The sequence below is a fragment of the Microcoleus sp. B3-D7 genome (assembly GCF_036705305.1).
Taxonomy (GTDB): domain Bacteria; phylum Cyanobacteriota; class Cyanobacteriia; order Cyanobacteriales; family Microcoleaceae; genus Microcoleus.
Window position 1 is genome coordinate 46,707 of record NZ_JAUBUE010000035.1, and the last position, 24,035, is coordinate 70,741.

Annotated in this window: 18 protein-coding genes, 1 tRNA gene and 1 pseudogene; 13 read left to right on the forward strand and 7 right to left on the reverse strand. The window is 45.2% G+C overall.

Annotated elements, in window-relative coordinates; genetic code table 11:
• Nucleotides 1-85: 85 nt before the first annotated feature.
• Nucleotides 86-3,115, reverse strand: coding sequence for a reverse transcriptase domain-containing protein (locus tag QUB25_RS21215; RefSeq protein ID WP_333185750.1), 3,030 nt, complete (start codon nt 3,113-3,115; stop codon nt 86-88).
• A gap of 61 nt (nt 3,116-3,176) precedes the next feature.
• Between QUB25_RS21215 and QUB25_RS21220 the strand changes: the two genes are divergently transcribed.
• Nucleotides 3,177-4,163, forward strand: coding sequence for a DUF1848 domain-containing protein (locus QUB25_RS21220; RefSeq protein WP_333185752.1), 987 nt, complete (start codon nt 3,177-3,179; stop codon nt 4,161-4,163).
• Between the two features lie 183 nt (nt 4,164-4,346).
• Here QUB25_RS21220 and rlmD read toward each other — a convergent pair whose 3' ends face one another.
• Complete coding sequence (rlmD, locus tag QUB25_RS21225; protein WP_333185755.1) at nt 4,347-5,759, reverse strand: 23S rRNA (uracil(1939)-C(5))-methyltransferase RlmD; 1,413 nt, start codon at nt 5,757-5,759, stop codon at nt 4,347-4,349.
• Between the two features lie 23 nt (nt 5,760-5,782).
• On the opposite strand from rlmD, the gene QUB25_RS21230 reads away from it, so the two are divergent.
• Together QUB25_RS21230 and QUB25_RS21235 are read left to right on the forward strand one after the other, a co-directional pair.
• Nucleotides 5,783-6,145, forward strand: coding sequence for a hypothetical protein (locus QUB25_RS21230; RefSeq protein WP_333185757.1), 363 nt, complete (start codon nt 5,783-5,785; stop codon nt 6,143-6,145).
• Nucleotides 6,146-6,241: 96 nt separating this feature from the next.
• On the forward strand, nt 6,242-6,727 hold the full coding sequence (locus tag QUB25_RS21235; RefSeq protein WP_333063958.1) for an allophycocyanin subunit alpha-B: 486 nt from the start codon (nt 6,242-6,244) through the stop codon (nt 6,725-6,727).
• A gap of 128 nt (nt 6,728-6,855) precedes the next feature.
• On the opposite strand, the gene QUB25_RS21240 is transcribed toward QUB25_RS21235, so the two are convergent.
• Complete coding sequence (locus tag QUB25_RS21240) at nt 6,856-7,239, reverse strand: hypothetical protein (RefSeq protein WP_333185759.1); 384 nt, start codon at nt 7,237-7,239, stop codon at nt 6,856-6,858.
• A 180-nt stretch (nt 7,240-7,419) separates the two neighbouring features.
• On the opposite strand from QUB25_RS21240, the gene QUB25_RS21245 reads away from it, so the two are divergent.
• The gene (locus tag QUB25_RS21245) at nt 7,420-7,821 is read left to right on the forward strand and encodes a helix-turn-helix domain-containing protein (RefSeq protein WP_172192721.1); all 402 of its coding nucleotides are present in this window, start codon (nt 7,420-7,422) and stop codon (nt 7,819-7,821) included.
• A 214-nt stretch (nt 7,822-8,035) separates the two neighbouring features.
• On the opposite strand, the gene mazG is transcribed toward QUB25_RS21245, so the two are convergent.
• The gene (gene mazG, locus QUB25_RS21250; protein ID WP_333185761.1) at nt 8,036-8,863 is read right to left on the reverse strand and encodes a nucleoside triphosphate pyrophosphohydrolase; all 828 of its coding nucleotides are present in this window, start codon (nt 8,861-8,863) and stop codon (nt 8,036-8,038) included.
• 6 nt (nt 8,864-8,869) lie between these two features.
• Nucleotides 8,870-9,460 carry a metal-binding protein gene (locus QUB25_RS21255; protein WP_333185764.1) on the reverse strand — a complete coding sequence of 197 codons (591 nt, stop codon included), beginning with the start codon at nt 9,458-9,460 and terminating at the stop codon, nt 8,870-8,872.
• 72 nt (nt 9,461-9,532) lie between these two features.
• Between QUB25_RS21255 and QUB25_RS21260 the strand changes: the two genes are divergently transcribed.
• The 6 genes and pseudogenes from QUB25_RS21260 to xylB all read left to right on the forward strand — a co-directional run bounded on the left by QUB25_RS21260 (nt 9,533) and on the right by xylB (nt 18,850).
• Nucleotides 9,533-9,604: transfer RNA gene (locus QUB25_RS21260), tRNA-Val, on the forward strand.
• A 203-nt stretch (nt 9,605-9,807) separates the two neighbouring features.
• A complete protein-coding gene (locus QUB25_RS21265; RefSeq protein ID WP_333185767.1) occupies nt 9,808-10,191 on the forward strand; it encodes a hypothetical protein in 384 nt (127 codons plus the stop codon).
• Nucleotides 10,192-10,278: 87 nt separating this feature from the next.
• Nucleotides 10,279-11,328: a CAF17-like 4Fe-4S cluster assembly/insertion protein YgfZ gene (gene ygfZ, locus QUB25_RS21270; protein WP_333185803.1), complete on the forward strand. Its 1,050-nt coding sequence runs from the start codon at nt 10,279-10,281 to the stop codon at nt 11,326-11,328.
• A gap of 262 nt (nt 11,329-11,590) precedes the next feature.
• Nucleotides 11,591-11,995 (forward strand): annotated as a pseudogene (locus tag QUB25_RS29890) (mannitol dehydrogenase family protein); the annotation flags it as partial.
• Between the two features lie 259 nt (nt 11,996-12,254).
• Nucleotides 12,255-17,387 (forward strand): PAS domain S-box protein, encoded by a 5,133-nt coding sequence (locus QUB25_RS21275; RefSeq protein ID WP_445251975.1) that lies wholly within the window; start codon nt 12,255-12,257, stop codon nt 17,385-17,387.
• 20 nt (nt 17,388-17,407) lie between these two features.
• Entirely contained in the window at nt 17,408-18,850 is a 1,443-nt protein-coding gene (gene xylB, locus QUB25_RS21280) for a xylulokinase (protein WP_333185772.1), read from the forward strand.
• 926 nt (nt 18,851-19,776) lie between these two features.
• On the opposite strand, the gene QUB25_RS21285 is transcribed toward xylB, so the two are convergent.
• Together QUB25_RS21285 and QUB25_RS21290 are read right to left on the reverse strand one after the other, a co-directional pair.
• Entirely contained in the window at nt 19,777-20,595 is an 819-nt protein-coding gene (locus tag QUB25_RS21285) for an FkbM family methyltransferase (protein WP_333185775.1), read from the reverse strand.
• A 286-nt stretch (nt 20,596-20,881) separates the two neighbouring features.
• Nucleotides 20,882-21,388, reverse strand: coding sequence for a hypothetical protein (locus tag QUB25_RS21290; RefSeq protein ID WP_333036072.1), 507 nt, complete (start codon nt 21,386-21,388; stop codon nt 20,882-20,884).
• Between the two features lie 137 nt (nt 21,389-21,525).
• On the opposite strand from QUB25_RS21290, the gene QUB25_RS21295 reads away from it, so the two are divergent.
• The 3 genes from QUB25_RS21295 (at nt 21,526) to QUB25_RS21305 (ending at nt 23,868) form a co-directional block, all read left to right on the forward strand.
• The gene (locus QUB25_RS21295; RefSeq protein WP_190735043.1) at nt 21,526-21,768 is read left to right on the forward strand and encodes a hypothetical protein; all 243 of its coding nucleotides are present in this window, start codon (nt 21,526-21,528) and stop codon (nt 21,766-21,768) included.
• A gap of 312 nt (nt 21,769-22,080) precedes the next feature.
• Nucleotides 22,081-23,163, forward strand: coding sequence for an ATP-dependent 6-phosphofructokinase (locus QUB25_RS21300; RefSeq protein ID WP_333185777.1), 1,083 nt, complete (start codon nt 22,081-22,083; stop codon nt 23,161-23,163).
• Nucleotides 23,164-23,340: 177 nt separating this feature from the next.
• Complete coding sequence (locus QUB25_RS21305; protein ID WP_333185780.1) at nt 23,341-23,868, forward strand: thioesterase family protein; 528 nt, start codon at nt 23,341-23,343, stop codon at nt 23,866-23,868.
• Nucleotides 23,869-24,035: the final 167 nt, after the last annotated feature.

The window sequence follows — 24,035 nt, forward strand, 5'->3', positions numbered from 1 at the left end:
TATAGAATACCAGGAATTGGAGTAGAGGGGGACTCGCTTCTAGTTACATTTGAAAAACAATATTTATTCTACTTATCAAGACTCTTTAACTAAATGGAGATACCTCAGCCTCACCATCTCCACTCGACTGATCTTTACCACTATAATACTTATCTCGGATTATTTTGGGTTCGTAATCTTCAAATAAATCTTCTATACTTCCTTCTAATGCCATTTTATAAGCTTCGCAGAGCATATAATCATTATTATTATCAACAGACTCGTCACTAATGGCATCCCGCTTATACAACCCCAAAATCAGCAAATAGTTTTTCTTTAATCTAGCTGTTGGTAGCGGTTCCCTGTGTAAAGCTATCGACACAGCCTCTATGTGACTATCTTGTACAAGACCATCGCACAGATTATTGTAAGCCAAACACAACCATGTTTCTGTTGCCATAAGTCGCTCTACTAAAGTCCCATTTATTGAATATTCAACCACTTTTTCCCAAGCATACTCATTAATTGTGGGTAAAAAACGTATTGCCCGAAGACTGATAGCCCGTATATATTCACTCATTTTAATACTGCGGTTTTGATAATATGCTATTACCTCCATAAGCTCAACTAGATAACCTTGTATTGCTAGACTTTCCACAATTTGTAAGGGTTCGCGAAAAACCCACGGTTTTTCACATAAAATCTCAACAATATCTCTGACGATCTCTGTGAAGCCAAGTATAAGCAACTTATTAACTGCAAAGCGAATGTATGTTTTTAAGGTTCTTTCCCTCCGGATTTTTTCACGATCGCTAGGGATTTTTTGTATTTCTTCTATTTCTTTCAAACTTTCACGAAATATATTGATTAATTTGGTCCTTAACCTATCTTTTTTTCCCATCCACTCAGAGTTTAACTTCTGAAAGTCATCACCCCACTCTTCAATCGACATTTCACGATCGTCCGATGGTAGATGTGGTAAATTTAATTCTAGTTTTATTTTTAAATTTTTATAGCGTTTTTTACTATCAAATAAATACTTATATATTCTTCTGCTCAAATCGGGGACTTTGATATAAATTCTGAGAGAATACAGGCAGTTTTGATATTGCTCGATTAGGTGTCGCCAGAGATAGTCATTATTTCTATAAGCTCCTGCGAACTCATTGCGGTACTGATAATTTCCAATCCATAACCCGTTCATTACTTTATCAAATTCTAGGTTCACTTCTACAAACAAATCATCTTCTTTAATGCTTTCCACAAAATCTGAAACTCGATCGTATATTTCTGTCTTCTCCTTATTGAGATTCAAACCTAGCTTTTCTAATTCTTCATTAAGTGTTTCTAAAACAGCGGTGACATCATCTGGATCTGGTACAAATAGGGTCATGTCATCAAGGTATCTAGAAAACATCACCTTCCACTCATTATCATTAGGTTGAGTACCAAATCTTAGATCGAGTGGTTTTAAATAGAGGTTAGCGTAAAATGCAGAACCAATACTTCCCTGAGTAATACCGTAACCCAATTGATGCTCCTCCAATTGCTTTGAAAGTAATATTTTAAGTAACCAACGGATACGCTCGCTTTCAGTTAAATCTTTTGTTAACTCAAGTAAACTGTCTTGTACAATTCTTGTATAGTAAGATTCAATGTCAACACGCATTACTACACCATTTTCGTATTTTTGTGCGTTCCTTCGCAGGTTTGAAAGAAAACGGCTATATGCAGTAAACCAATTTGCATATAGATATTCAGTTTCACGTTTTCCTTGGGCTGCTAAACGATAAGCATAGCTATTTCCTTGTAATCGCGATGCTTCTTTTCCTAATTTTTGAATAATGGCTGTTGACAGAATTTCAGCTTCCATTCTTGATAAACCTTTAGGACGGGTATCTGAGGAATTTTTTACAAAATTATAGGAAATATAGTCCTCTTTATGTGCTTCTTCTTGTACGTAAGCAATTAGTTGTTTTTGTAGTCGATTGATGTTGCCTTCAAGATTTATTTCAAATAGGCGGATCTCCACTTCATCAAAAAGTGATTCTTCAAAAAGATATTTGCGGGTGCGAACCCAAGCCCGTTCAATATTTTCTGTACTTATAACTTGATGCCAGTCGTTATCTTTCTGCAACTTGGCACTGACGATCGTACTGATATCGACATAAAACTCTGAAGGCTTAGACACTTTTATAATATTTTTCATATTTCTCCAATAACTGCCAATAGGGTTTTCATAGTAAACTCGATGAATCTCTTTACTAAGTGAATTGGACTCAACATTATGATGACTGCTCTTAAATCCTTGAGCAAGTGCATCTGACATTTTTTGAACAGTCGATCTGTCTCGATCGGTGCCAATCGTAACTACCGATAAACGATCTATTGGAACTTCTTCAAATAACTGTTTATAGGCGAGTGCATATTCTTTGCTGTACTGAGCATAATTACTAACAATTAAATCTGAGTCTATGCCTAATTTTTTTAATTCCTCATATTGTTGTTGTTGACGTTTGTGCTGAGTGCTAAGCAAATCGACAACTGTAGAATGAATCATTAAAACGTGACACAAAAACGGTTGCTGCCATTGTTGCCGCTTTTGTGATAAATCACGTATTACTGAAATAAATGCCTCTCTAATACTTGTGGGTGATATACTAAATTCCAAGTTAATATTTGAGCTAATAACTTGATTTTTTACTTGTTTAATCAATTGGTTGTAGATTGCCAACGTCCATTTGTTAACGTCTATACCCAGACAATAAATGTTGAGTGGATGTGGGATTTTTCCTTGTTCTTTTAAACGTAAAATTATCTCTACAAAAGCAATAGAAGCCGCTCCCGCACCACATCCAACATCCACAAAACAAATATTTCGATTCTGGTCAAGCCAAGTCAGCAAGTTTTCGGGAGTAATAATATTTTCTAGAGTATGGATGACTTTAAAATAGTGTGTGGGAAAATAAAGGCTATATTGAGCTGCCGCACTTTTCAAAGGTTCTTTATTATCATCACACTGCTTGTAAGAGCTTATATTTTGATATCCATTGACTTCTGGGTTAGTTGCAAGCCATTTATGTACAGCGGTATAGGCATCTGCAATATAAGGATGAAAAGAACGATGGTTTTGCATTTGTTGATTTTTTTGTCAAATCTGCGATATAATACTTGTAGGTGTCAAGCGCATAAGTCCAATGAAAATTATCAGTGCCAGTCGTCGAACTGATATTCCAGCCTTCTACTCGAAGTGGTTTCTCAACCGCATTCGAGCAGGTTTTTGCCATTGGGTAAACCCATTTAGCAAGCAAGTATACCGCGTCTCACTTCAACCGGAAGACTGCTTAGCTATTGTGTTTTGGACTCGCAATCCCCAGCCTTTGCTGCCACACCTAGATTTTCTGACCGATCGCGGTTACTGCTTCTATTTTCATTTCACCATGATTGGTTATCCAAAAGCAATAGAGAGCAGCAATCCGCCTCTTTCGGTATCGATCGATACTTTTAAGCAACTTTCACAGCGTCTTTCTGCCGATCGAGTCCAGTGGCGATATGACCCCATCGTACTTAGCGATTTGACTCCACCTTCTTTCCATCTAGAGCAGTTTGACTTCCTCAGTCGCCACCTCGAAGGCTACACTCGGCGCTGTTACTTTTCTTTTGTCGATTTCTACGGCAAAACAGAGCGCAACTTAGGGAAAGTGGCACAAAAGTACAACGTAAAGTTCGATCGCCCCTGTCTAGAGGAGAAAGGCCAACTGCTTCAGCAATTACATGATATTGCCGCTGCACGGGGAATTAAGTTGTATTCGTGCTGTGAGGATAATCTGGCAGGAGAAAGTATTGAAAAAGCCCACTGCATTGATATTGATATAGTTAGGATGCTGCGACCTGATAGAGAAAGTCGTCTCAAGGCTGCTCCTACTCGACAGGATTGTGGTTGTGTTGAGTCAGTGGATATCGGTGCTTATGAAACCTGCGTTTTTGGATGTAGCTATTGCTATGCCACGAATAGTCGCGACACCGCATTGAAACGGATGCGCGACCACGACGCAGATGATTCAATACTTTGGCGACCCCCAACATTACAAGGGGTTGACCTAATCACACAAGAACACCGCAAGAAAGAGAAAACATCTGTTGTACAGTTACCCGTGGGTATTCAAGGAACACTCTTTGAGTAAAAGCTGTGAACCGATCAAAATCTCCTGAAGCACGCGATAGCCGCTAACCCAAACCACAAATACCTAATCTTCATTCTCTGTCGAGTTAATCAGGCAAAAAGCATCAGGAACCTCATCAAAAGATTTAACCTGCAATAAATGCTATCTCACACTTAATCAAATAAGCTCGATCGCCCTTTTGATTCACCGCACCAAAAAAGCCGCACACTCAACATGAGAAGTCTGAGGAAAGAAATCCGCCGGCTGCACTCGCGCTAACTTATAATCCCCATTTTCGCACAAAATCTTCAGGTCGCGAGCCAAAGTAGCAGGCTTGCAGCTAACATAAACAATGCGATTTGGTTTGATTTCCTTGATAGCTTCCAAAACCGCGCGATCGCACCCTTTCCTCGGCGGGTCTAGCAGCAGAATATCCGGTGTCAAACCCAAGGAAGGCAGCAAACTCTCTACAGTTCCCGCCTGAAACTCGACATTTCTCACGTCATTTAACTCAGCATTTAATTGGGCTTGTTCGATCGCCGCCGGTTGCACTTCTAAACCTATCGCTATTTTTACTTGTTTTGCCAGGGGTAAAGTAAAAGTACCAATTCCGCAGAAAGCGTCAACCAAAATCTCGTTCCCCTGCAAATTCAATTCCCCTACCATCACCTCTAACAGCGCTTCAGCCGCCTCTGTATTTACCTGAAAAAAAGTATCTGCTCTTAACTGAAATTTCAAACCCGCAAAGCTTTCTCGCAGATAAGAACGACCAGCAATGCAGCGAGTTTCGGCACCAAAAATCACATTAGTTTGAGCTGGATTTATATTCAAACAAACCCCGGCCAGTTGAGGATATTGTTTCAGCCACTCTGATGCTTGCTCTTCGAGTCCCGGCAACTCTCCAGTGCGAACTATTAAAGTTAGCAGCATCTCCCCGGTGCGCCGTCCGATCCGCAAGGACAAATGACGCAATTCTCCTGTATGTTTCTTTTCATCGTAGACTTGCCAATCCCGCCAGTGGATGTCTTCTTTGACTTCTTTTAACAAAGGATTGAGGCGCGGGTCTTGCACCGGACACTGATTGAGATTGACTAATTTGTGGGTGCTTTTTTGATAGTAACCTGCTTGGACTTGACCTGTTGCAGATATTGCCACGGGATAAGTCGCTTTGTTGCGGTATCCCAAAAATTGGGAAAATCCCTCGATTTTTCCCGTTAAAATTTCATCAACTTGGGGATTGCTAAATCCGCCAATCCGTTCTAAGGCTTGAATGATTTGATTTTGCTTGGCGGCAAGCTGATATTGATAATCTACGTGCTGCCACTGACAGCCGCCGCACTTGTCGGCGACAATGCAGTTAGCTCGAATGCGGTGTTCGGATGCTTCGAGAAGTGTGTCCAGCTTGCCTGTAGCATAGGTGGATTTGACTTGCACCAGGCGGACAAGGACTCGATCGCCCGTCACGGTATCGGGCACAAACACTACTAACTCACCAAAACGACCAACTCCGTCGCCGGTGTCTGTCAAGTCGGTAATCTCTATCTCAATCAGTTGACCTTGCTGGCAAGGGTTTGCCAATTTCGTCGAGTTTGGGGTCGGGAATTTAGATTTGGTCACAAGTAGTCGTGGTAGGATTTAATATGGTAATGCAATATCGCTCTCTCTTTCCTGAGATAAGTCGTAGCGAAGCTCGGCTCCATCCATCGCACTCAAGCTCAATAGCAGGCTGTATTCCTGCTGCTGAACGTCTTGCTGCTAAAGCCAAGCTTCAACCTGCAAGTCAAGCCTGCCGTGAGTTGTCTCGATCGATCCTGTGCGATATGCTGTTGGGGCGAGGTAGAAAAAACTCGTTAAACAGTCAAAGTGTCTGCCGACATCAAAACTCTCACTCGCAGTTTTTGAGTTTTTCCCGCAGTACCCTGGAACACAGGGAAACTGGCTTGAATATCAAGCATAACGTTTGCGGAGATTTACCCGCTACTTCTAATGTTGATAAATGTTAGAAGCAAAGTAAATCGCCCAACCAAGAATCTCATCTTTAACGGATGAGAATGTCAATTAATCTTACTCTCAAATATCCTCAATTCTTTTGAATAACAATGAGCGTAGTTAGCCAACTAATTCTCCAAGCCGACGACGAACTTCGCTATCCCAGTACCGGCGAACTTCAAAGCATCAAAGATTTTTTTAAAACCGGAGAACAGCGGGTGCGTATTGCTACTGCGCTGTCTGACAGTGAGAAAAAAATTGTTGAAGAAGCTAGCAAAAAACTCTGGAAAAAACGACCTGACTTTATCTCCCCCGGAGGTAATGCTTACGGCCAGCGCGAACGGGCTTTGTGTCTGCGCGACTACGGCTGGTACTTGCGCCTGATTACCTACGGTATCTTGGCGGGTGACAAGGAGCCGATCGAAAGCATCGGTTTGATTGGCGTTCGGGAAATGTATAATTCTCTCGGCGTTCCTGTTCCTGGCATGGTCGAAGCTATCCGCTGTTTGAAGGAAGCTTCTTTGGCTTTGCTCAATCAGGAGGATGCTAAGGAAGCAGCTCCTTATTTTGATTATATCGCTCAGGCAATGTCTTAATTGCTTTGGTGATTGCTTTCATCAATGTGGCGGAGCATTCGCGGGTGATTTTTGGGGTGATTTTATCTCGCAATTGCTCGCAAATGTTTCGCTTCTGTTTTTTGGCAAGGAAATCTGCCTCATTTCTGCTAGGAAGCAATGCAGTTTAAGCTTTCCCAGATGTTGAGTTCGTCTTGTCTTTCTATACACATTTGATTTAAAAAGTCAAGTGTTTTTGGGAGGGATTGTTTTTTGAATTTCCGGCTGTCGTAGTGAATGGATGTTTTGAGCTGCGAGAGTTCGGAAAGGCTGGGGCAGGTTTGGATAGGATGGGCGATCGCATTTTGCCATTCTTCCAGCTTCCGGTAGCTGAGAAATTGTCCGCCTCTGTCCCGCCGATGCACGAAAACCACGAAAGCCCAGGATTCGATTCGCTTAATTTGATTTTGGCTGATTTTGAGCAGTTGGGGGATCGACCTGACGGTGATGCGGAGCTTTTTCGAGGGTTGGATGCGGCGAAACAGTGCTGTCATGGCTGTATACTCAGGGCTTGAGAGGCAAGTTCTGTTTAGAGTCAATTACATATTACTATATCAGACTCTTATTGCACAAGTGCAAGAAAACTTAATTTAAACTTCTTAAGCTCAGATGTTGCTAGTGAACCCTCAATCATTGATGCTGTGCTAGTTTGAGAGTTAACGTAGGTGGGAAAAATGTCAGGACTCTCTAACAAGGCTGTGGTAGACAAAGAGCAGGAATTGCGTCCCGTTCGCTTCACGGAAACGGGGCGGATGCGTTTGGGGAAGATTTTAAAAGCAGCAAGACAGACAACAGGTTGGTCTGTCAGCGAAACAGAGTTCAAAACAAAGGGATATGAAGAGGCGCTGTTCACAGCTACAAATCAACCCGTACCCAAAGATGTGGGTATCAGTGCCGCAACAGTCAACCGTTACGAACGCGGGAAGCTGGATAATTTGGATTGGCGATCGCTCTCTCTGTTATGCTTTGTCCTCAAGCCGATCGATCCGGTGACTGGGGAAGCCCTGGAACCGACAAATGCTTTATATATCGCGTGCGAACATCCGCCGTACAATGACGCGAAGCTTTACGAATAGTTGATTGCTGACATCTGGCAGTATGGTTAATCAGCTTTTCAGGGCGGGCTAGAAGCCCACCCCACAAGCAAAACATTGAGTTGTTGTGGAACAGGCATCTTGCCTGTTCTTAACAATAAGTGCGCGCTAAAAGCCCACCCCACAAGCAAAATATTGAGTTGTTATGGAACAGGCATCTTGCCTGTTCTTAACAATAGTGATCGGGAGTGAGTTATTACCGAGCGCCCTTTTGTTTAGCAATTAAAGCTTTAGCTTGCTGCCACAGAGATTCTAACTCTTCTGGGGCATAATCTGACAAAGGTCGATCGCACGCAGCCTCCACCTTCGCAAACCGCTGCACGAAACGATCGTTTGTTCCTTGCAAAGCAGCCGACGGATCTAAATCGTACCAGCGAGCTAATTGAATCAACACAAACATAATATCTCCCAATTCAGACTGCTGCGCTGCCTTATCCTCGTGTTTGAGAGCGTGTTCAAATTCGGCCATTTCTTCGTGGAATTTATCCCAAACGCCGTCTACACTGTCCCAATCAAAACTCACTTCCGCAGCTTTTTGGGAGATTTTCATCCCGGCGGTGATCGGTGGCAAAGTGCTGGCATAACGGCTCATTTTCGAGGCTAAAGTTGCCGGCTTTTCCGAAGTTGTGCCTTTTTCTGCTGCTTTGATTTTTTCCCAGTTTTCGTTGACTTCATCCACGCTGTTGAGTTCGACATCGCCGAAAACGTGGGGATGTCGCCGAATTAGTTTTTCTGTAATGCCCGCAGCGATTTCGGCGAAGGTAAATTGATGGGATTCGCTGGCAATTTGAGCTTGCAGAATTACCTGTAACAGTAAGTCGCCCAATTCTTCGACGATCGCATCTTTATCTCCTTTGCGAATCGCGTCGGCGGTTTCATAAGCTTCTTCGATGATGTGAGGAACTAGAGTTTGGGGAGTTTGGGCTAAATCCCAGGGACATCCGCCGTCTGGCGATCGCAATTTAGCCACAACTTCTATAAGTTCTTCGAGTGCTGTGAGCGATCGACTTTCAGAATTAGACATCGGAATTTACCTTTTAGATTTGCTGGAAGTGCGACGGGTTGGTTGGCGTTTGCGCCTCTTAATTGTGCCAGGAGGACGCAACCCGCTCAATCCTTTTTTTTTCAATCTTTTGTAAGCCGAGCCGCCCCAATCGCTCAGATAGTGGCTCATAGCGCCCAATTCTAGACCGATGTAAACGGCTAAAATTTCGATGTGGTGTTCCCAGATCGATCGCCCGTAACTCAAAACCACATCCTGCCAATTCCCGCCTAAGTTCCCGACTTTTTCGGCAATTGCCAATCCCAACATTCCGAGAACCGCGATCCAGATAGCGAGGTACAAGATTCGCAAAGCAGTGCCGATGAGAGGGCCGTGGGACAAAAAAGAGCGGTGGCGCAGGCTTTTTTGGTACGGGAGCCAAATCGGTTTGAACCATCCCCAGCGCTGATACTGGCAGGAGTAGATATCCAAGTCGGGGCCAAACATCAGCCCGCCGAATAAGAAGCTGCCGGAAACGAGCAAAGTCAGGTTGCTGCTCTGAGTCTGGCCAAAGGTGAGGGCTGCCACGAAGGGCAAACTCCACATGGTTATTTGATCGTGGGTGCGGCCAGAGGGCATTTAAAGTTTATGATTTTTTTTACTTGATCTTTCTGAGTTACTGTGATATGATAAATCGGTGTGAGTGCAATTGGGTGATTAGCTCAGTGGTAGAGCGCCTGCTTTACACGCAGGATGCCGTAGGTTCAAATCCTACATTACCCATCCCATAACTCAATATCAACAGTTTCAGCCGTTTTTAGCCGTCAAGCCGAGAACGGCTTTAACTGTGCTTTAACTGTGGCTGTTGAGGGTTGACTGTTGAATTGGGTGACGACTAAATTTAACATTCTGTGGCGGATGTCTCAAAAGTTGCCACCCAATGCTAGAAAATTAATTTATTGATTTTCTTTTTTAGAACCGTGTATATGAAGCCTAAGATAACTAGCCCGATCGCGTGGCAGCAAGCTGAACTGCTCATGCAGCCAGCGATGATCCGAGTGATCGACAACATCCGCAAACAATTAGAGGAGTCAGTTTGGACGGGTACTTATCAAGAAGTGCAGATTCCCATTCCTGGCTATCAACTAATTTTAGAGCTTCAAGGCGAGCAAAGATGCGTCGATATTTGGGAACTTTGCTATCGAGTCTGCTTTGTCAACTACCAGCCCGCTCACTCTCAACTGCAAAGCCAGGAAGTCGTAATTGACACTAGCTTGATTGACGATGACACTGGCGATGTAGATTGGAATCGTCTTGATGCCAAAGCCAGTCAATTAATACAAGAAATATTCGCCAATTTGGGCAAATAGTCAGTTGTCAGTTGACAGGAAAGCAGTAGTTAACAGTCAACAGTCATCAGTCAACAGTCAACACTCAACAGTCAACAAAATTTTATGCTGATTCAAGAATTGCACGACATTCAAGCAGCGGCCGGTGCTACTTTTGCAGAGTTAGCAACCAAAGAAATTGTGCCAGTGAGTTTTGGTAACGACGCAGAAGCGATCGCAGCAACTAAAAAAGGTGTGGCTTTGTACGATCGCACTCACTGGGGACGCATTCAAATCGCAGATAGCGATCGACTGCGGTTCTTGCACAATCAAAGTACCAATAACTTCAATATACTCAAACCCGGTCAAGGTTGCGATACCGTTTTCGTCACATCCACCGCCCGGACGATCGACCTCGCCACCGCTTACGCTACAGAAGATGCCGTACTGCTGCTAGTATCAGCCAACCGCCGCCACCAACTGTTGGAATTGCTCGATCGCTATATTTTCCCAATGGATCGCGTTGAGTTAACAGATTTAACTGATACAACTATTGCTTTCAGTTTCATCGGGCCCGAAAGCACTCAACTACTAGAAAAAATCGGAGTTACCGAACTAGAAAATCGACCTTACGCTACTCACAAATTGATAAATTTTGCAGGTATGGAAGTCCGAGTGGCGGTTGGTAGCGGTTTAGCAACTCCCGGATACACGTTAATTGCGCCAGCAAGCGATGCAGCCAAGTTGTGGCATGAATTAGTCAAAGCTGGGGCCGTACCGATGGGCGATCGAGTTTGGGAACAACTGCGAATCGAACAAGGACGCCCCGCACCCGATTTTGAACTCACAGATGATTACAACCCCTTAGAAGCCCGCCTTTTACACACTATTACCTATGACAAAGGCTGCTACATCGGTCAAGAAACAATTGCCCGGTTGAATACCTACAAAGGAGTCAAACAGCAGCTTTGGGGCGTGCAGTTGAGCGGTGCGGTTGAACCAGGAACAACAGTCACAATCGGAGAGGAAAAAGTCGGCAAACTCACCAGTTTTACGGAAACTGAATCCGGCTTTTTTGGTCTTGCTTACATCCGCACAAAAGCGGGCGGCGAAGGACTGAAAGTGCAAGTCGGAGCGGTATCAGGGGAAGTAGTAAATGTACCTTTCTTGAGTTCCTAGTTGCGCTCGATCTCCTGTTGGCGCCGCAGCGCCCAAAACTTTTTTGTTGAGGTTGATTTAGGTGAATTTTAACGTAATAAATTGACACGAATCCTATCTTTATATAGATTCCCAAAAAAACAACAGCAATAATTCTGCATTACACTCGTCACAGAAAAAAAGAGTTTTTCAGTGAAAAAGTTTACATCCCGCTTAATTACAATTTGCCTGCGAGTAGGAATAATCTTTGCTGTAGGAATATTGCAAATTTTTATACGATTATAAAAAAACTTTAATTGAACGGTTTTCCCGTCCGAAAATTCGCGATAGGCTTCCGCGCTTTAGCCTGAATGGATCGGATAAAATTCCTAAGTTTGTTTTGGGTTCGCTCCGCGATAAATTACAACTTGAAGGTGCGATGGATTACTTAAGTTAGACGATTGCTGCTTGGGGTAGATACATCAATAGTCACGATCGACAATGGCAACCTATTCCCCTTGATGACCCATTAGCAGACATCCTCACTCAACGCGCCAGTTTGAGTGAATTAGATCCCAGACTATTACTCAAGCTACCGGAAATTTTTGGAGATTTAGTACACTCACCACGCTTCGTCGAGACTGTTGCTGACCAGTTGCGTAGTTTGCATGAGTTCGGTGCTAAAGCAACGCTAGCCCGATTGTCCTAGGCACCATCCGCCTCCGTGAGGAAACTTATTTGACACTGCCACGGCTGCACTACGTTAAACCCGTGGGATTCTCCCGCCTAGCCCAGCTCTATGTCTACGAGTGCAAAGACCAATTCAGCAGCCCGTACAGCGCAATATTTATTGAGGTCATTCTTTGCTCTCTTCTCTCTTGCCAAAGCATCTATCTTAAGGCGGATTCTCCAGAGGAAGTAACTCAGGTTGAATAGAGAAGACCGTGTATGCATACGGATGGATATTCATGAAGCGCGACGCCAGAGGCAAGTTTGTTAGCAATTGGAAATCGGAGACGAAACAACGAGTGAGCGTATCTCTGACTAATACAGCATGGCGATCGCTAGATAAAGAGGCTCACAGGCGAGGAATTTCTCGCTCTGAAGTCATTGAAAACTTTGCCCGCACTCTTGAATGCGAACAGTTGTTCCCTGCCCAAGAAACTGAGCGCAAGGTGGCAACGATTCTTGAAAGCATTACGGATGCTTTTGTCGCCTTCGATCGCGATTGGCGCTACACCTATGTGAATCGGGCGGCGGCTAAAATCCTGCACAAAACACCACAAGAGCTATTGGGAAAGCACGTTTGGAATGATGTTTTTCCTGAGCTAGTCGGTGCAATTCCCTATCGAGAACTACATCGGGCAGTGACGGAACAAGTCCCTGTTTCCTGGGAAGAATTTGGGGAATCTGTCGAGTCTTGGATAGAGGCAAATGCCTACCCATCTGCCGAAGGTGTCGCAGTTTATTTTCGGGATGTGACAGAGCGCAAACGCTTGGAATCAGAACTGCGGCAGCGAGAGCAACAGTTCAAGATGGTGGCTGAAAATGCCCCAGACATTATTACCCGTTTTGATGCAGAATTTCGCCATATTTATGTCAGCCCTTCTGTAGAACTGGTAACAGGTATTCCATCAGGGGAATTTGTTGGCAAGACCAATGTTGAGCTAGGAATGCCAGAAGACCTCAATCGTTTATGGCATGATAGTTTACGGCAAGTTTTTGCAACAGGGCAGGAACAGACGATTGAATTTAAGTTTCCGACTCTAAATAGTATTCGATGGTATCAGGCACGTATTGTCCCCGAATTTGCCAGTGATGATTCTGTTGTATCAGTGCTGAGTATTGCTCGTGATGTGACGGATTACAAACAGGTTGAACAGGCATTACGAGAGAGCGAAGAACGCCTGCAATTGGCACTGACGGCAGCTCAGATATTTGTCTGGGATATGGATTTGCAGACCAATGAGGTGGTGTGTTCTGGTAATGCTCTAGAGGTTTGGGGTCTTCACGAAGGCACAGGAGAAGACTTTTTTGCGCTCATTCATCCAGATGATCGACAACGGGTGATCCAAGCGACCCAACGGGCAAGTGCTGGAGAACAGTCCTATATGCAGGAGTATCGGGTAATTTGTCCGGACGGCGTTGTGCGCTGGATCAATAGTCAGGGACAAGTTTATCTGGATGAAACTGGACGGGGAGTTCGCATGATTGGCGTTTCGGTTGATATCACAGAGCGCAAACAAATGGAAGCGGAGCGCGATCGCCTTTTAAAACGAGAACAAACTGCCCGACTCGAAGCAGAAAGCGAACGCAAGCGGTTGTATGACATCCTGATGCAGTTCCCCGCCATGATTGGCATTGTTAAAGGTTCCGATCTCGTGTATGAATTTGCCAATCCAAGCTATCTGCAAGTGGCTGGGCGCACTTCAGACATTATCGGGAAATCAATGCGGGACGTTTTCCCCGAGCTAGAGGGACAAATTTACTTTGAAGCGCTCGATCGCGTTTACCGGACGGGAGAACCGTTCATTGGAAATGAGTCGCCTGCTTACTGGGATCGAAACAGTGATGGTGTGTTGCAAGATGGATTCTTCAACTACATCTTTGCGCCTTGGCGGGATGCTGAGGGAACCATTCAGGGTGTGTTGATTTATAACATTGACGTGACAGCCGAAGTTCAGGCTCGGCGACAGATTGAGTCACTGCTGGCAGAGCTACAGGAAAAAGAACGGCAGCAGCAGTTTTTGATTGAACTGAATGACGCGATTCGTGTCATTCAAGACTCGAAGGAAATTATGTGGCGGGTGGTTAGCTCCGCAGGAGAGCACCTCAATGTCACTCGCTGTACCTACGGCGAAATTGATTCTACTCAGGAATATGTCATCGTCGATCGCGACTATTGCAATGGTGTCATCAGCGTGGTGGGTAGACATCACATGGATTCGTTTGGCCCTGAACTTATTGCTGAATTAAAGCAGGGCAAAACTATTGTCGTAGATGATGTCGCTCGCGATCCTAGGACTGCCGGATCGGCGGCTGCTACCTTTGACGCAATTCAAACCCAATCTCTCCTATGTGTTCCATTGGTGAAAGAAGGGCGATTTGTTGCATTGTTGGTGTTGCACCATGTCTCTGTTCGCCAATGGACCGAGGAAGATGTGGTGCTGATGGAGCGCATTGCCGAAAAAACCTGGCTAGCCGTGGAGCGATCGCGGGCAGAAGCGGAATTGCGAGAAAGTGAAGCTCACCTGCAACTCGCTCTGAAGGTTGGACGCATGGGAACCTGGGACTGGGACATACAGACCAATGCCTTGCTTTGGTCAGAAGGTCACTTCACGATACTAGGGCTAAAACCGAATGAGTGCGAACCGGGCTATAAGGTTTGGGCAAGTCGGGTTCATCCCGATGACCTAGCACAAGCTGAGGCGAAATTTCAGCAAGCCATAGCTGAAAAGGAAGAGTATCACCATGAATATCGCCTCTGTTGGTCAGATGGCTCGGTTCACTGGGTGGAAGCGAGAGGAAATTTTACTTATGATGTTCAGGGAAATCCCAAGCACTCGATCGGCGTCGTCATCGATATCACACAACGCAAGCAAGCAGAAGAGGCGTTGCGTCAAGCCCTACAAAAGCTCAACTTCCATGTTGAAAACTCTCCAATGGCAGTGGTTGAATGGGATCGAGACTTTCGACTCATTCGGTGGTCTGCTGGTGCAGAGCGCATTTTGGGCTGGAAAGCCGAAGAAATGCTGGGCAGATATTTAACAGAGATACCTTTTGTCTTTGAGGAAGACCTGGAAGCAGTTGCTCAAGTCTGCCAACGGCTGGTCTATGGCGAAGAACCCCATATTTTTTCATACAATCGCAATTACACCGAAGATCGCAACATTGTGCATTGCGAGTGGTATAACTCCAGTCTCAGGGACGAGTCGGGACGGATGATTTCGGTATTATCGCTGGTGCTGGATGTGACGGAGCGCAAGCAAGCAGAACAAGAACGGGAACAACTGTTAGAACGCGAGCGCCTTGCACGCTCCGAAGCAGAAGCCGCACAGCGCCAACTGGAAACCATCTTTGAAACATCACCCATTGGACTTGCTCTGTTAGATGAAAAGCAGCGATTTATTGCCATCAACGAAGCATTAGCAGAAATTAATGGATTAACCCGCGAGCAGCACTTAGGCTCTTCAATTCGAGAACTTTTTAGTCAGTTCGATCCCAAATTAGTCGAAGTCTTCGATCGGATTTACACAACAGGGAATCCTTTCATCTCACCGAACTTTGCGGTGAATGTTCCCGCACGCAGCGATCGCCGTCCCGGTTACTACAATGTTTACTATCTCCCAACGGTTAACTCAACTAGCCAGGTAGAAGGCGTTCTAGTTTATGTGGTAGATGTGACGGAACGGGTGCATTTAGAACGTGCCCAAGGCTTTCTCTCTGAGGCGAGTGCAGTGCTTGCATCCTCACTCGATTATCAAACGACTCTAGAGCGAGTCGCGCAGCTTACAGTACCGGAATTAGCCGACTGGTGTACGGTTCACATCATAGAAGAGGATGGTGCGATCGAGCAGATTGCGGTTGCTCACATCGACCCTGCCAAGCTTTCATGGGCATATCAGATTAGAGACAAGTATCCTCTGAACCCGGATGACCCTCGCGGTGCTGCATACACATTGCGAACTGGACAACCGGATTTTGTGCCGGAGATTCCGGATGAACTGTTAGTACACGCAGCGCGTGACTCAGAGCATTTAGAAATTCTGCGGCAGGTTGGATTCCAATCGGTAATGACGGTGCCATTACGAACTCAGGCACGAATTCTAGGGGTCATTTCCTTTATCTCAGCCGAATCTGGACGACGGTATACCTCAGCAGATTTGCAACTGGCAGAGGAATTGGCTCGTCGTGCTTCTTTGGCGATCGACAATGCTCAGTTGTACCGGGTAGCTCAACGCGATCGCACAAAAGCAGAAGCCGCTAACCGGATTAAAGACGAATTCTTAGCGGTATTGTCCCACGAGTTGCGATCGCCTCTCAATCCAATTCTGGGCTGGACAAAATTGCTGCGAACTGGGCGACTAGATACCACAAAAACCCAGCAAGCCCTGGAAACGATCGAACGCAATGCCAAGCTGCAAGCTCAATTAATTGAGGACTTATTGGATGTCTCGCGCATTCTGCAAGGAAAAATGACGTTTAACGTCGCTCCTGTGAATCTAGCGGCAATGATTGAGGCTGCACGGGAAACGGTACGACTGGCAGCCGAAGCCAAACACATTCAAATCCAGACTACATTTAATCCTATTTCAGGAACGGTTTCAGGCGATACCAATCGCCTCCAACAAGTAGTCTGGAACCTCCTCTCCAATGCTGTGAAGTTCACCCCAACCGGAGGACGAGTCGAGGTGCAACTAGAACAGGTTGGTATGTATGCTCAGATTCAAGTCAAAGATACTGGAAAAGGCATCAGACGAGACTTCTTACCCCATGTGTTTGACTACTTCCGTCAAGAAGATGGTACAACAACCCGACAATTCGGCGGATTGGGATTGGGACTAGCGATCGTCCGTCATTTTACCGAACTGCATGGAGGAACCGTTCAAGCAGACAGCTTAGGACAGAACTTAGGGGCTACATTTACCATCCGGCTACCGTTAAACATCGTAGAGCCGGAACCCTCTTCTGATGACAGGCACGCAGAAAGTGCGGCAGACGACTTAGCAGGTGTTCGGGTCTTGGTTGTGGACGACGATGCCGATATGCGGGAGTTAGCAGCATTCACCCTGATGCAATCTGGCGCACAAGTTACGACAGCCGCTTCGGGGGTACAGGCGTTGACCCTCCTGAATCAATCTGTCCCCGATCTGCTCTTATGTGACATTGGAATGCCAGAGATGGATGGTTATGCCCTGATTCGACAAATTAGAAAGTGGTCGCCCCAACAGGGAGGCACGGTTCCTGCGATCGCACTTACTGCCTATGCTGGAGAAATCAATCAGCAGCAAGCCTTAGCTGCCGGATTTCAGGTGCATATCTCGAAGCCTTTTGAACATGAGGAATTGGTAAAAGCGATCGCCCGTTTGCTGAGACACTGAATGATTTGAGGATTAGCCTAATGCTGCTTGGCATAGATTTAGGAACAGGCTCTGCTAAGGCATTGCTTCTAGCGACAGACGGAACCACTATAGGTGAAGCATCAAGCTCTTATCCTGTTCATGCACCCCACCCTGGATGGGCTGAGTCGGAACCAGGGGATTGGTGGTTAGCTGTTGCCTCGGCTGTGAGGAAGGCAGTGGGAAATCACGCTGATCGGGTACAGGCGATCGCACTTTCAGGACAAATGCACGGTGTTGTCCTAGCTTCGCAGTCTGGTCAGCCCCTGCGTCCTGCTATCCTCTGGGCAGATACTCGCTCTAGTGCCGCGCTTAGCGCTTATCATTCGCTCGATGCCGCTATTCTAGAGCGCTTGGGCAACCCGATTACGGCTGGAATGGCGGGTCCAACTTTGTTGTGGCTACGAGAACACGAGGCTACTGTCTACACCGAAGCGCGTTGGGCACTTCAGCCAAAAGATTGGCTGCGGTTACGGTTGACTGGAGAAGTTGCAACCGAACCATCTGATGCTAGCGGTACTTTGCTTTACGATGTTGTGTCGGACAACTGGGCTGGGGAAGCAATCGGGGCGCTGAATCTACGTGGTGATTGGTTACCAAAAATTATCCCCTCAAGTGCGATCTCCGGCTACCTAACAACTATTGCTTCAGAGCATCTCGGCTTACCTGTTGGCTTACCGGTTATCGCTGGTGCTGCGGATACCGCAGCGGCGGCACTTGGTAACGGACTACTAGAGCCTGGTTTGGTTCAACTAACGATCGGCACAGGCGCTCAAATTATTACACCTCGATCGCAACCAATTATCGATCGTCATGGTCGTACACATCTCTATCTAGCCGCCGTACCGAACCAGTGGTACAGCCTTGCAGCCATGCAAAATGCGGGGTTAGCGCTTGAGTGGGTGCGAGGTATCCTCGGCTTGAGCTGGCAGCAAGTTTATACTAAAGCGTTTTCTGTTTCCCCAGGATGTGAAGGATTGACATTTTTGCCATACCTCACGGGTGAGCGAACTCCACACCTTGACCCTTATGTACGCGGCGCATGGGTGGGGCTGGGACTTCATCACACACAGGGGCACTTGATGCGGGCAGCTTTAGAGGGAGTTGCTTTTGCCTTGCGACAAGGTTTTGAGGCACTTGAGGCAACAGGTTTTAAAGCCACAGAAGTGCGTTTAGCAGGCGGTGGAACGGCAGAAATGCCTTGGCAACAATTACTGACTGATGTATTGAGAATACCCCTCTATACAACTACAGTTGCTGCTGCTTCCGCGCGTGGTGCTGCTCTACTGGCGGGTATCGGAATTGGTGTATACGCAGATGCTAATGACACCATCAAAATGGTAGCCGCACCAACGCTTGCTGCAAGTCCGCAATCAGTTGATCCAACCCTAGAAGAGGCTTGGATGCGATATCAATCCCTTTATCCACGACTTAAAAATATCTGATCAGCATTTTATAAAAGTAATAATTGAGTCTTTATCAAAATTTAATTCTCATCAGGTAGAAAGGCTTGCCAAAACTTTGTAAGCCTATATAAAAAACTAAAATTTTCTTAAAAACTATCACCTCTAAGTCGGGGAATTAAACAGTTTAAACTTTACGCAAAATTATAATAATTAAAATGATATATAAGACAGATTAGCTGGTATTAACCTTTTGACTCAATGGTTTAAATTTGCTGGTGAAAGTAGTATTGAATAGTCATCCGTAAGTAGAGAATATAAAAGTGCTTCAAAGAATATGACATCTACTATATTTTGGCAGCAATACCTTGCAATCAAGAACTACCATTGAAAGCGTCCATAGGTTGAGGGCTGACAGCTTCGACCTCCAGCAACTCAACGATTCACAACAAAAGCGCCTTGGAATTAATTGGGGTAGTTGAGGCTCCCCCGTCACAGCGTAGCTTGACGGGGAATTCTTCCTTCACAGCTTGATACCAAGTAAAAGCAGTGCCTTTACTTAGTCTTACTCTAGCTCCAGAAGCTACGGAGGTATGCCCTACGTCTCAAATTCGTAAACCTTGATCTGTAATGTTTTTAGCTGCATTGATGTTTCTATCCTGGTGAGGCAGACATTAGGGCCTTACCACTTTTTAATATCTAATGAAAGCCAACTTACAGCAGATTGCAAGCTTATAAACCGCAATATCAGCATTTAGAAAACCAATTTCTTAGATATTGAGGGTTAATTAAATTAAGTGCGAAGTGCGACCAGAATTTAGTAAGTTTGGAGGCGATGCAAAAACAATTATTAAACAATTATCAAGTAGCCAAAGACCATAAATTTGTCTAATTTACGGTGGTTTATATACTGTCAAATAGCTCTGTTTACTCCTGCTTACCTACTTATCAGATGGAAGAAAGTTGAGTTAAATAATAACATAATCTTCGCCCAAAATAGCTTGATTAACCTGCGGTTCCGGCTCTACTGGGTCGCTGTAATGAGTGTCAATGTATTTCATGAAACTTTCCCGATAAGCTTTGAGATGCGAGTTAAGTGCTTCGATATCCTGCTCTCCTGTTGCGAAACCCCTCTCTCTTCTGAAGTGACCGGATTCCTTAACAAAAGCCATGTCAACTTGCCACAGAGCCTTATCAATCGGGCGATATGACAAATCAACAATATCGTAAGCTGCGAATCCTTGGGACTTCATAAAACTCATTACATCATACATCTGACCGAACAAAGTAACTTCTACAATTACATATTCAGTCTGCTGCAAAATCTCAGTTGCGCCTGCTAAAACATCTAATTCCTGTCCGTCTACATCAACTTTAATTAAATACGGGCCTGGCAAATTTCTTTCCCTGCATATTCCATCCAGGGTAATTGCTGGTATTTTTCTCAAATAAGGATCGCTGCTGTCAGTAACGCGATTTTCAGAAAGTGAAGAATGCACCATACCGGGACTGACGTTGAGGGTGAAAACTCCCGATTCTTTGCTCGCGGCTGCAATAATGTATTCTGCACTTTTGAGCTTGCGGCAAATTTTGGCGAGGTAAGGTTCATTTTCGGCGATCGGCTCAATTAGCAAATGTCGCGAATTGGGAAAAGTTTCGTAAAGGTTAAAAGTTCCCAATGCCGCGCCGACATCAATCACAGTTTTGGGTTCAAAACCTAACTGTTTAGCCAGCAGCAAGCTGCCTGACATCGAGTTTCTGAGAATTCCTGTTTGTTGTTGGCTCACAATTTTTTCCTGATTTCAATGTGGACAAACTTAATATTATGTCTTGCAGCAGAGTTATTGTATGTCCGAATAAAGAAACGAAGCAATCGCCGAGGTTTGCGATTGCTTCGTTTCCGCTCGCAATGACAGAAATAGGTTTAAACTCAGATGTTGCACCATTGTCAATAAGCTTTTTATGAACAGGCAAGATGCCTGTTCCGCAATATACATTAAATTTTCTTGTGGAACAGGCAAGATGCCTGTTTTTGAGAATGGTGCAAGATGTGAGTTTCAATGCAACCTCCTACTATTTTGGGGATTTCTGCGCCTTGTTTTCCGGTTCGACAGATTGCAAAGCTTCGTCGAGAATAGCCCGCGCTTCTTCGGCTTTACTTCTAGCTTCTCGATAGCGGACGTTAGCTTGAGCAAAATTTTTGAGAACCTTGAAACCATCTTTCAAACGACCAATTTCCTCGGCCGTCACAGCCTCATCTGTAAATAAAATGTCGATCGCCGCCCGGATTTTGAGTGCTTCTTCCCGGGATTCCATGACTTTCAATTTGAGACTTGCTAAATTGCTCAAAATCTGGACTGCTTCAGTAATCGCGTCCTCGCCGTCAGACGCAGCATCTTCGATATCCTTAACTTCAACAAACTGCTTGGGCCCAAATCCCTCCACGAGTTCCGTAGGCAGCTTGCCCTCATCCATGAGATCCATCAGCCGATCCATCGCTTCTTCCCGGGCTTTGGCTGAATCTTTCCCTTTGACAGTTAAAATAATTTCGGGGCTTTGAGGAAGTGTATAGCGAACCATATTTTGACAGCCTGTGCGCGAAAACAATTGAATGATATTTTATCTTTATTCGATCGCCAGTTGCAGCGATCGATCCGCTCCATTACCAACCGCTTGCCAAAACTTGACACATATACACTCAAAAGGAACCCTCGACAATGAAAGATAAATTTCTTAACTTTCTCAACTTGATTTTAGTAGCTGATGTATTTTTCGTCTTTGCCAGTTTTGCGTGGTTTGCGATCGCAGTAGCAGGTCGATCGACAGGGGTGAATCTCGGTTTTGATTTGTGGTACAGTCTCTGGCAGCCCGTATTTAATCCCGCCCTCGGAATTCTTATGGGCGGTGCTATTCTCAGCGGTATAATTAACCAAGTTTCTAAACGCCTCAATCCCAAGTAAAATTGATGTTTTGTTGGAGACGGTGATTGGCGATGCTACTTAGTTGGCGATCGAACTTGTGGGATCGTCAGAAATGAGGCACTCCATTAGGTCGATGAAGCTTGAAAATACATAAGTAGTCAAAAGTGAGTGAAACGCTCCCCAAAGGAGCGAGATCTTATAAAAGTAATCACAAAAGTTATGATTGCTTTACATTCTGTTACAGGGTAAAGTTTATTTTCGCCTACCTATTTAGGTCGGAAATAAGGATTAGACGATCGGGATCTAAAAAAATCAAGTCATGTTCTTAGTAACAAAAGTCGGGCATTAATTATGGGAGAACAAAAATGTATCGGTATCCTCACCAGCGGGGGTGACTGTGCAGGCTTAAACGCAGTTATCCGAGCCGTTGTCCACCGCGCAACGGGAACTTACAATTGGAAAGTGATGGGCATTCGTCAAGCCACCAAGGGATTGATGAGTCGTCCCCCTCAAGCAATTCCCTTGGATATTGAGAAAGTAGACTCGTGGCTCACCATTGGCGGTACGATGCTAGGCACGACAAATGAGGGCAATCCTTTTGCCTTCCCGATGTCTGATGGGACTCTACGCGATTGTTCTGAGGACATTATCGAAGGCTATCACCACCTAGGTTTGGATGCCTTAATTGGCATTGGTGGCGATGGCAGTCTCGCCATTCTCAGGAAGATTGCTCAACAAGGTAATTTGAATTTAGTTGCTATTCCTAAAACTATTGATAATGATGTCGGAATTACCGAGCGTTCCATCGGTTTTGATACGGCTGTCAATATTGCTACTGAAGCACTAGATCGCTTGCATTTTACTGCGGCCAGTCACAGTCGGGTTATGATTGTTGAAGTCATGGGACGCGACGCTGGACATATTGCGATTAGTGCCGGAATTTCTGGGGGAGCTGATATAATTCTGATTCCGGAAATCCCTTACAAAATTTCCCAAATCTGTGCCCAAATTCAAGAACGCCAAGACCGGGGAAAAAACTACTGTTTAATTATAGTAGCGGAGGCAGTTCGGACAGAAGCAGGCGAGTTAGTAATGCACACAAATCGCTTAGGTCAAAGTCGATTAGGCGGAATTGGTCAGTATTTAGCTGATACAATTTCTGACTGCAGCGGTGCAGAAACTCGCGTCACCGTTTTGGGACACACTCAACGCGGGGGAACTCCTTCACCGCTAGAAAGATTAATTGCTTCGGCTTTTGGCGTGGCAGCAGTTGATTTAGTTGCCGAAGAGAAATACGACTGCATGGTATCTTGGCAAAAGCGGGAAGTTGTGAGCGTTCCTCTGGAAGATGCGATCGCCAAATACAGACCTGTAGAGTTCAATGGTACTCTGGTTAAAACGGCCCGCGGTTTAGGGATTTGTCTGGGAGACTAAACAATTACCCGTCCGATTTCTCAAAGTTTTAGTCGGGGACGCACTCAGAACCACGAAACTGGGTTAACCGAGACTGAGGGTTTTAAGCCAGTGTATTGTGAAAAAACCAAGGTGCTCACCGGCCGTGCTTCCACGACTAATATTAACCTGGAAGTAGTGGCGTTTCAACTATGATTAGTGTACCTTGCAATTAGTTCCGAGCGAGTATCGACCCCGAGTGCGATCGCACTCGGAACTACAAAATACCGCAACAAGTGGAAAGGTGAGAAATTGACACCATTTACTACAGAAATTAGAGTCCGACATTATGAAATGGACGCCCTCGGTCATGTAAATAATGCTGTTTACCAGCATTATTTAGAACACGCTGCGATCGAACATTTAGAACACTTGGGATTTACACTCGATCGCTACCGGGAACTGGGCGGCCTCTTTGTAATGCGGCGGATAGAGATTGACTATTTGCGATCGGCTGCTGCGGGCAATCGATTGGAGATATCCACTTGGATCGAACAAATGCGCGGCCCGCGCGCTGTCCGCCGCTACGAAATTCGCTTAGCTGGAAGTGACGAAATCTTGTTAAAAGCAGAGGCGCTTTGGGTTTGGGTTGAAGTTACCACCATGCGCCCGCGAGCAATTCCCAAACAAATAATTGATATTTTTGAAGCGCAGTTTCAAGCATTATCAAAATCAAGCAAAAATTAACTATTCTGTTGGCAACATCCTGTAAAAATCTATGGGTTTGTAATGAGGGCTTCAGCCCTTCATTCCCTCTTTGTAGAAGTACAAAAAGTTGATTGTCGCCGGGGCCGCAAATCCCGATCGCAAAAAGTCGGATCGCCCGCCTGCCAGTTTGGATGCCACAGAGGTAC

What these genes read in the sequence shown, in the direction of transcription:
- QUB25_RS21215 (WP_333185750.1), bottom strand. Translation starts at nt 3,115, where the DNA reads ATGCAAAACCATCGTTCTTTTCATCCTTATATTGCAGATGCCTATACC.
- QUB25_RS21220 (WP_333185752.1), top strand. Translation starts at nt 3,177, where the DNA reads ATGAAAATTATCAGTGCCAGTCGTCGAACTGATATTCCAGCCTTCTAC.
- QUB25_RS21230 (WP_333185757.1), top strand. Translation starts at nt 5,783, where the DNA reads ATGGTAATGCAATATCGCTCTCTCTTTCCTGAGATAAGTCGTAGCGAA.
- QUB25_RS21235 (WP_333063958.1), top strand. Translation starts at nt 6,242, where the DNA reads ATGAGCGTAGTTAGCCAACTAATTCTCCAAGCCGACGACGAACTTCGC.
- QUB25_RS21240 (WP_333185759.1), bottom strand. Translation starts at nt 7,239, where the DNA reads ATGACAGCACTGTTTCGCCGCATCCAACCCTCGAAAAAGCTCCGCATC.
- QUB25_RS21245 (WP_172192721.1), top strand. Translation starts at nt 7,420, where the DNA reads ATGTCAGGACTCTCTAACAAGGCTGTGGTAGACAAAGAGCAGGAATTG.
- mazG (WP_333185761.1), bottom strand. Translation starts at nt 8,863, where the DNA reads ATGTCTAATTCTGAAAGTCGATCGCTCACAGCACTCGAAGAACTTATA.
- QUB25_RS21255 (WP_333185764.1), bottom strand. Translation starts at nt 9,460, where the DNA reads ATGCCCTCTGGCCGCACCCACGATCAAATAACCATGTGGAGTTTGCCC.
- QUB25_RS21265 (WP_333185767.1), top strand. Translation starts at nt 9,808, where the DNA reads ATGAAGCCTAAGATAACTAGCCCGATCGCGTGGCAGCAAGCTGAACTG.
- QUB25_RS21275 (WP_445251975.1), top strand. Translation starts at nt 12,255, where the DNA reads ATGAAGCGCGACGCCAGAGGCAAGTTTGTTAGCAATTGGAAATCGGAG.
- xylB (WP_333185772.1), top strand. Translation starts at nt 17,408, where the DNA reads ATGCTGCTTGGCATAGATTTAGGAACAGGCTCTGCTAAGGCATTGCTT.
- QUB25_RS21290 (WP_333036072.1), bottom strand. Translation starts at nt 21,388, where the DNA reads ATGGTTCGCTATACACTTCCTCAAAGCCCCGAAATTATTTTAACTGTC.
- QUB25_RS21295 (WP_190735043.1), top strand. Translation starts at nt 21,526, where the DNA reads ATGAAAGATAAATTTCTTAACTTTCTCAACTTGATTTTAGTAGCTGAT.
- QUB25_RS21300 (WP_333185777.1), top strand. Translation starts at nt 22,081, where the DNA reads ATGGGAGAACAAAAATGTATCGGTATCCTCACCAGCGGGGGTGACTGT.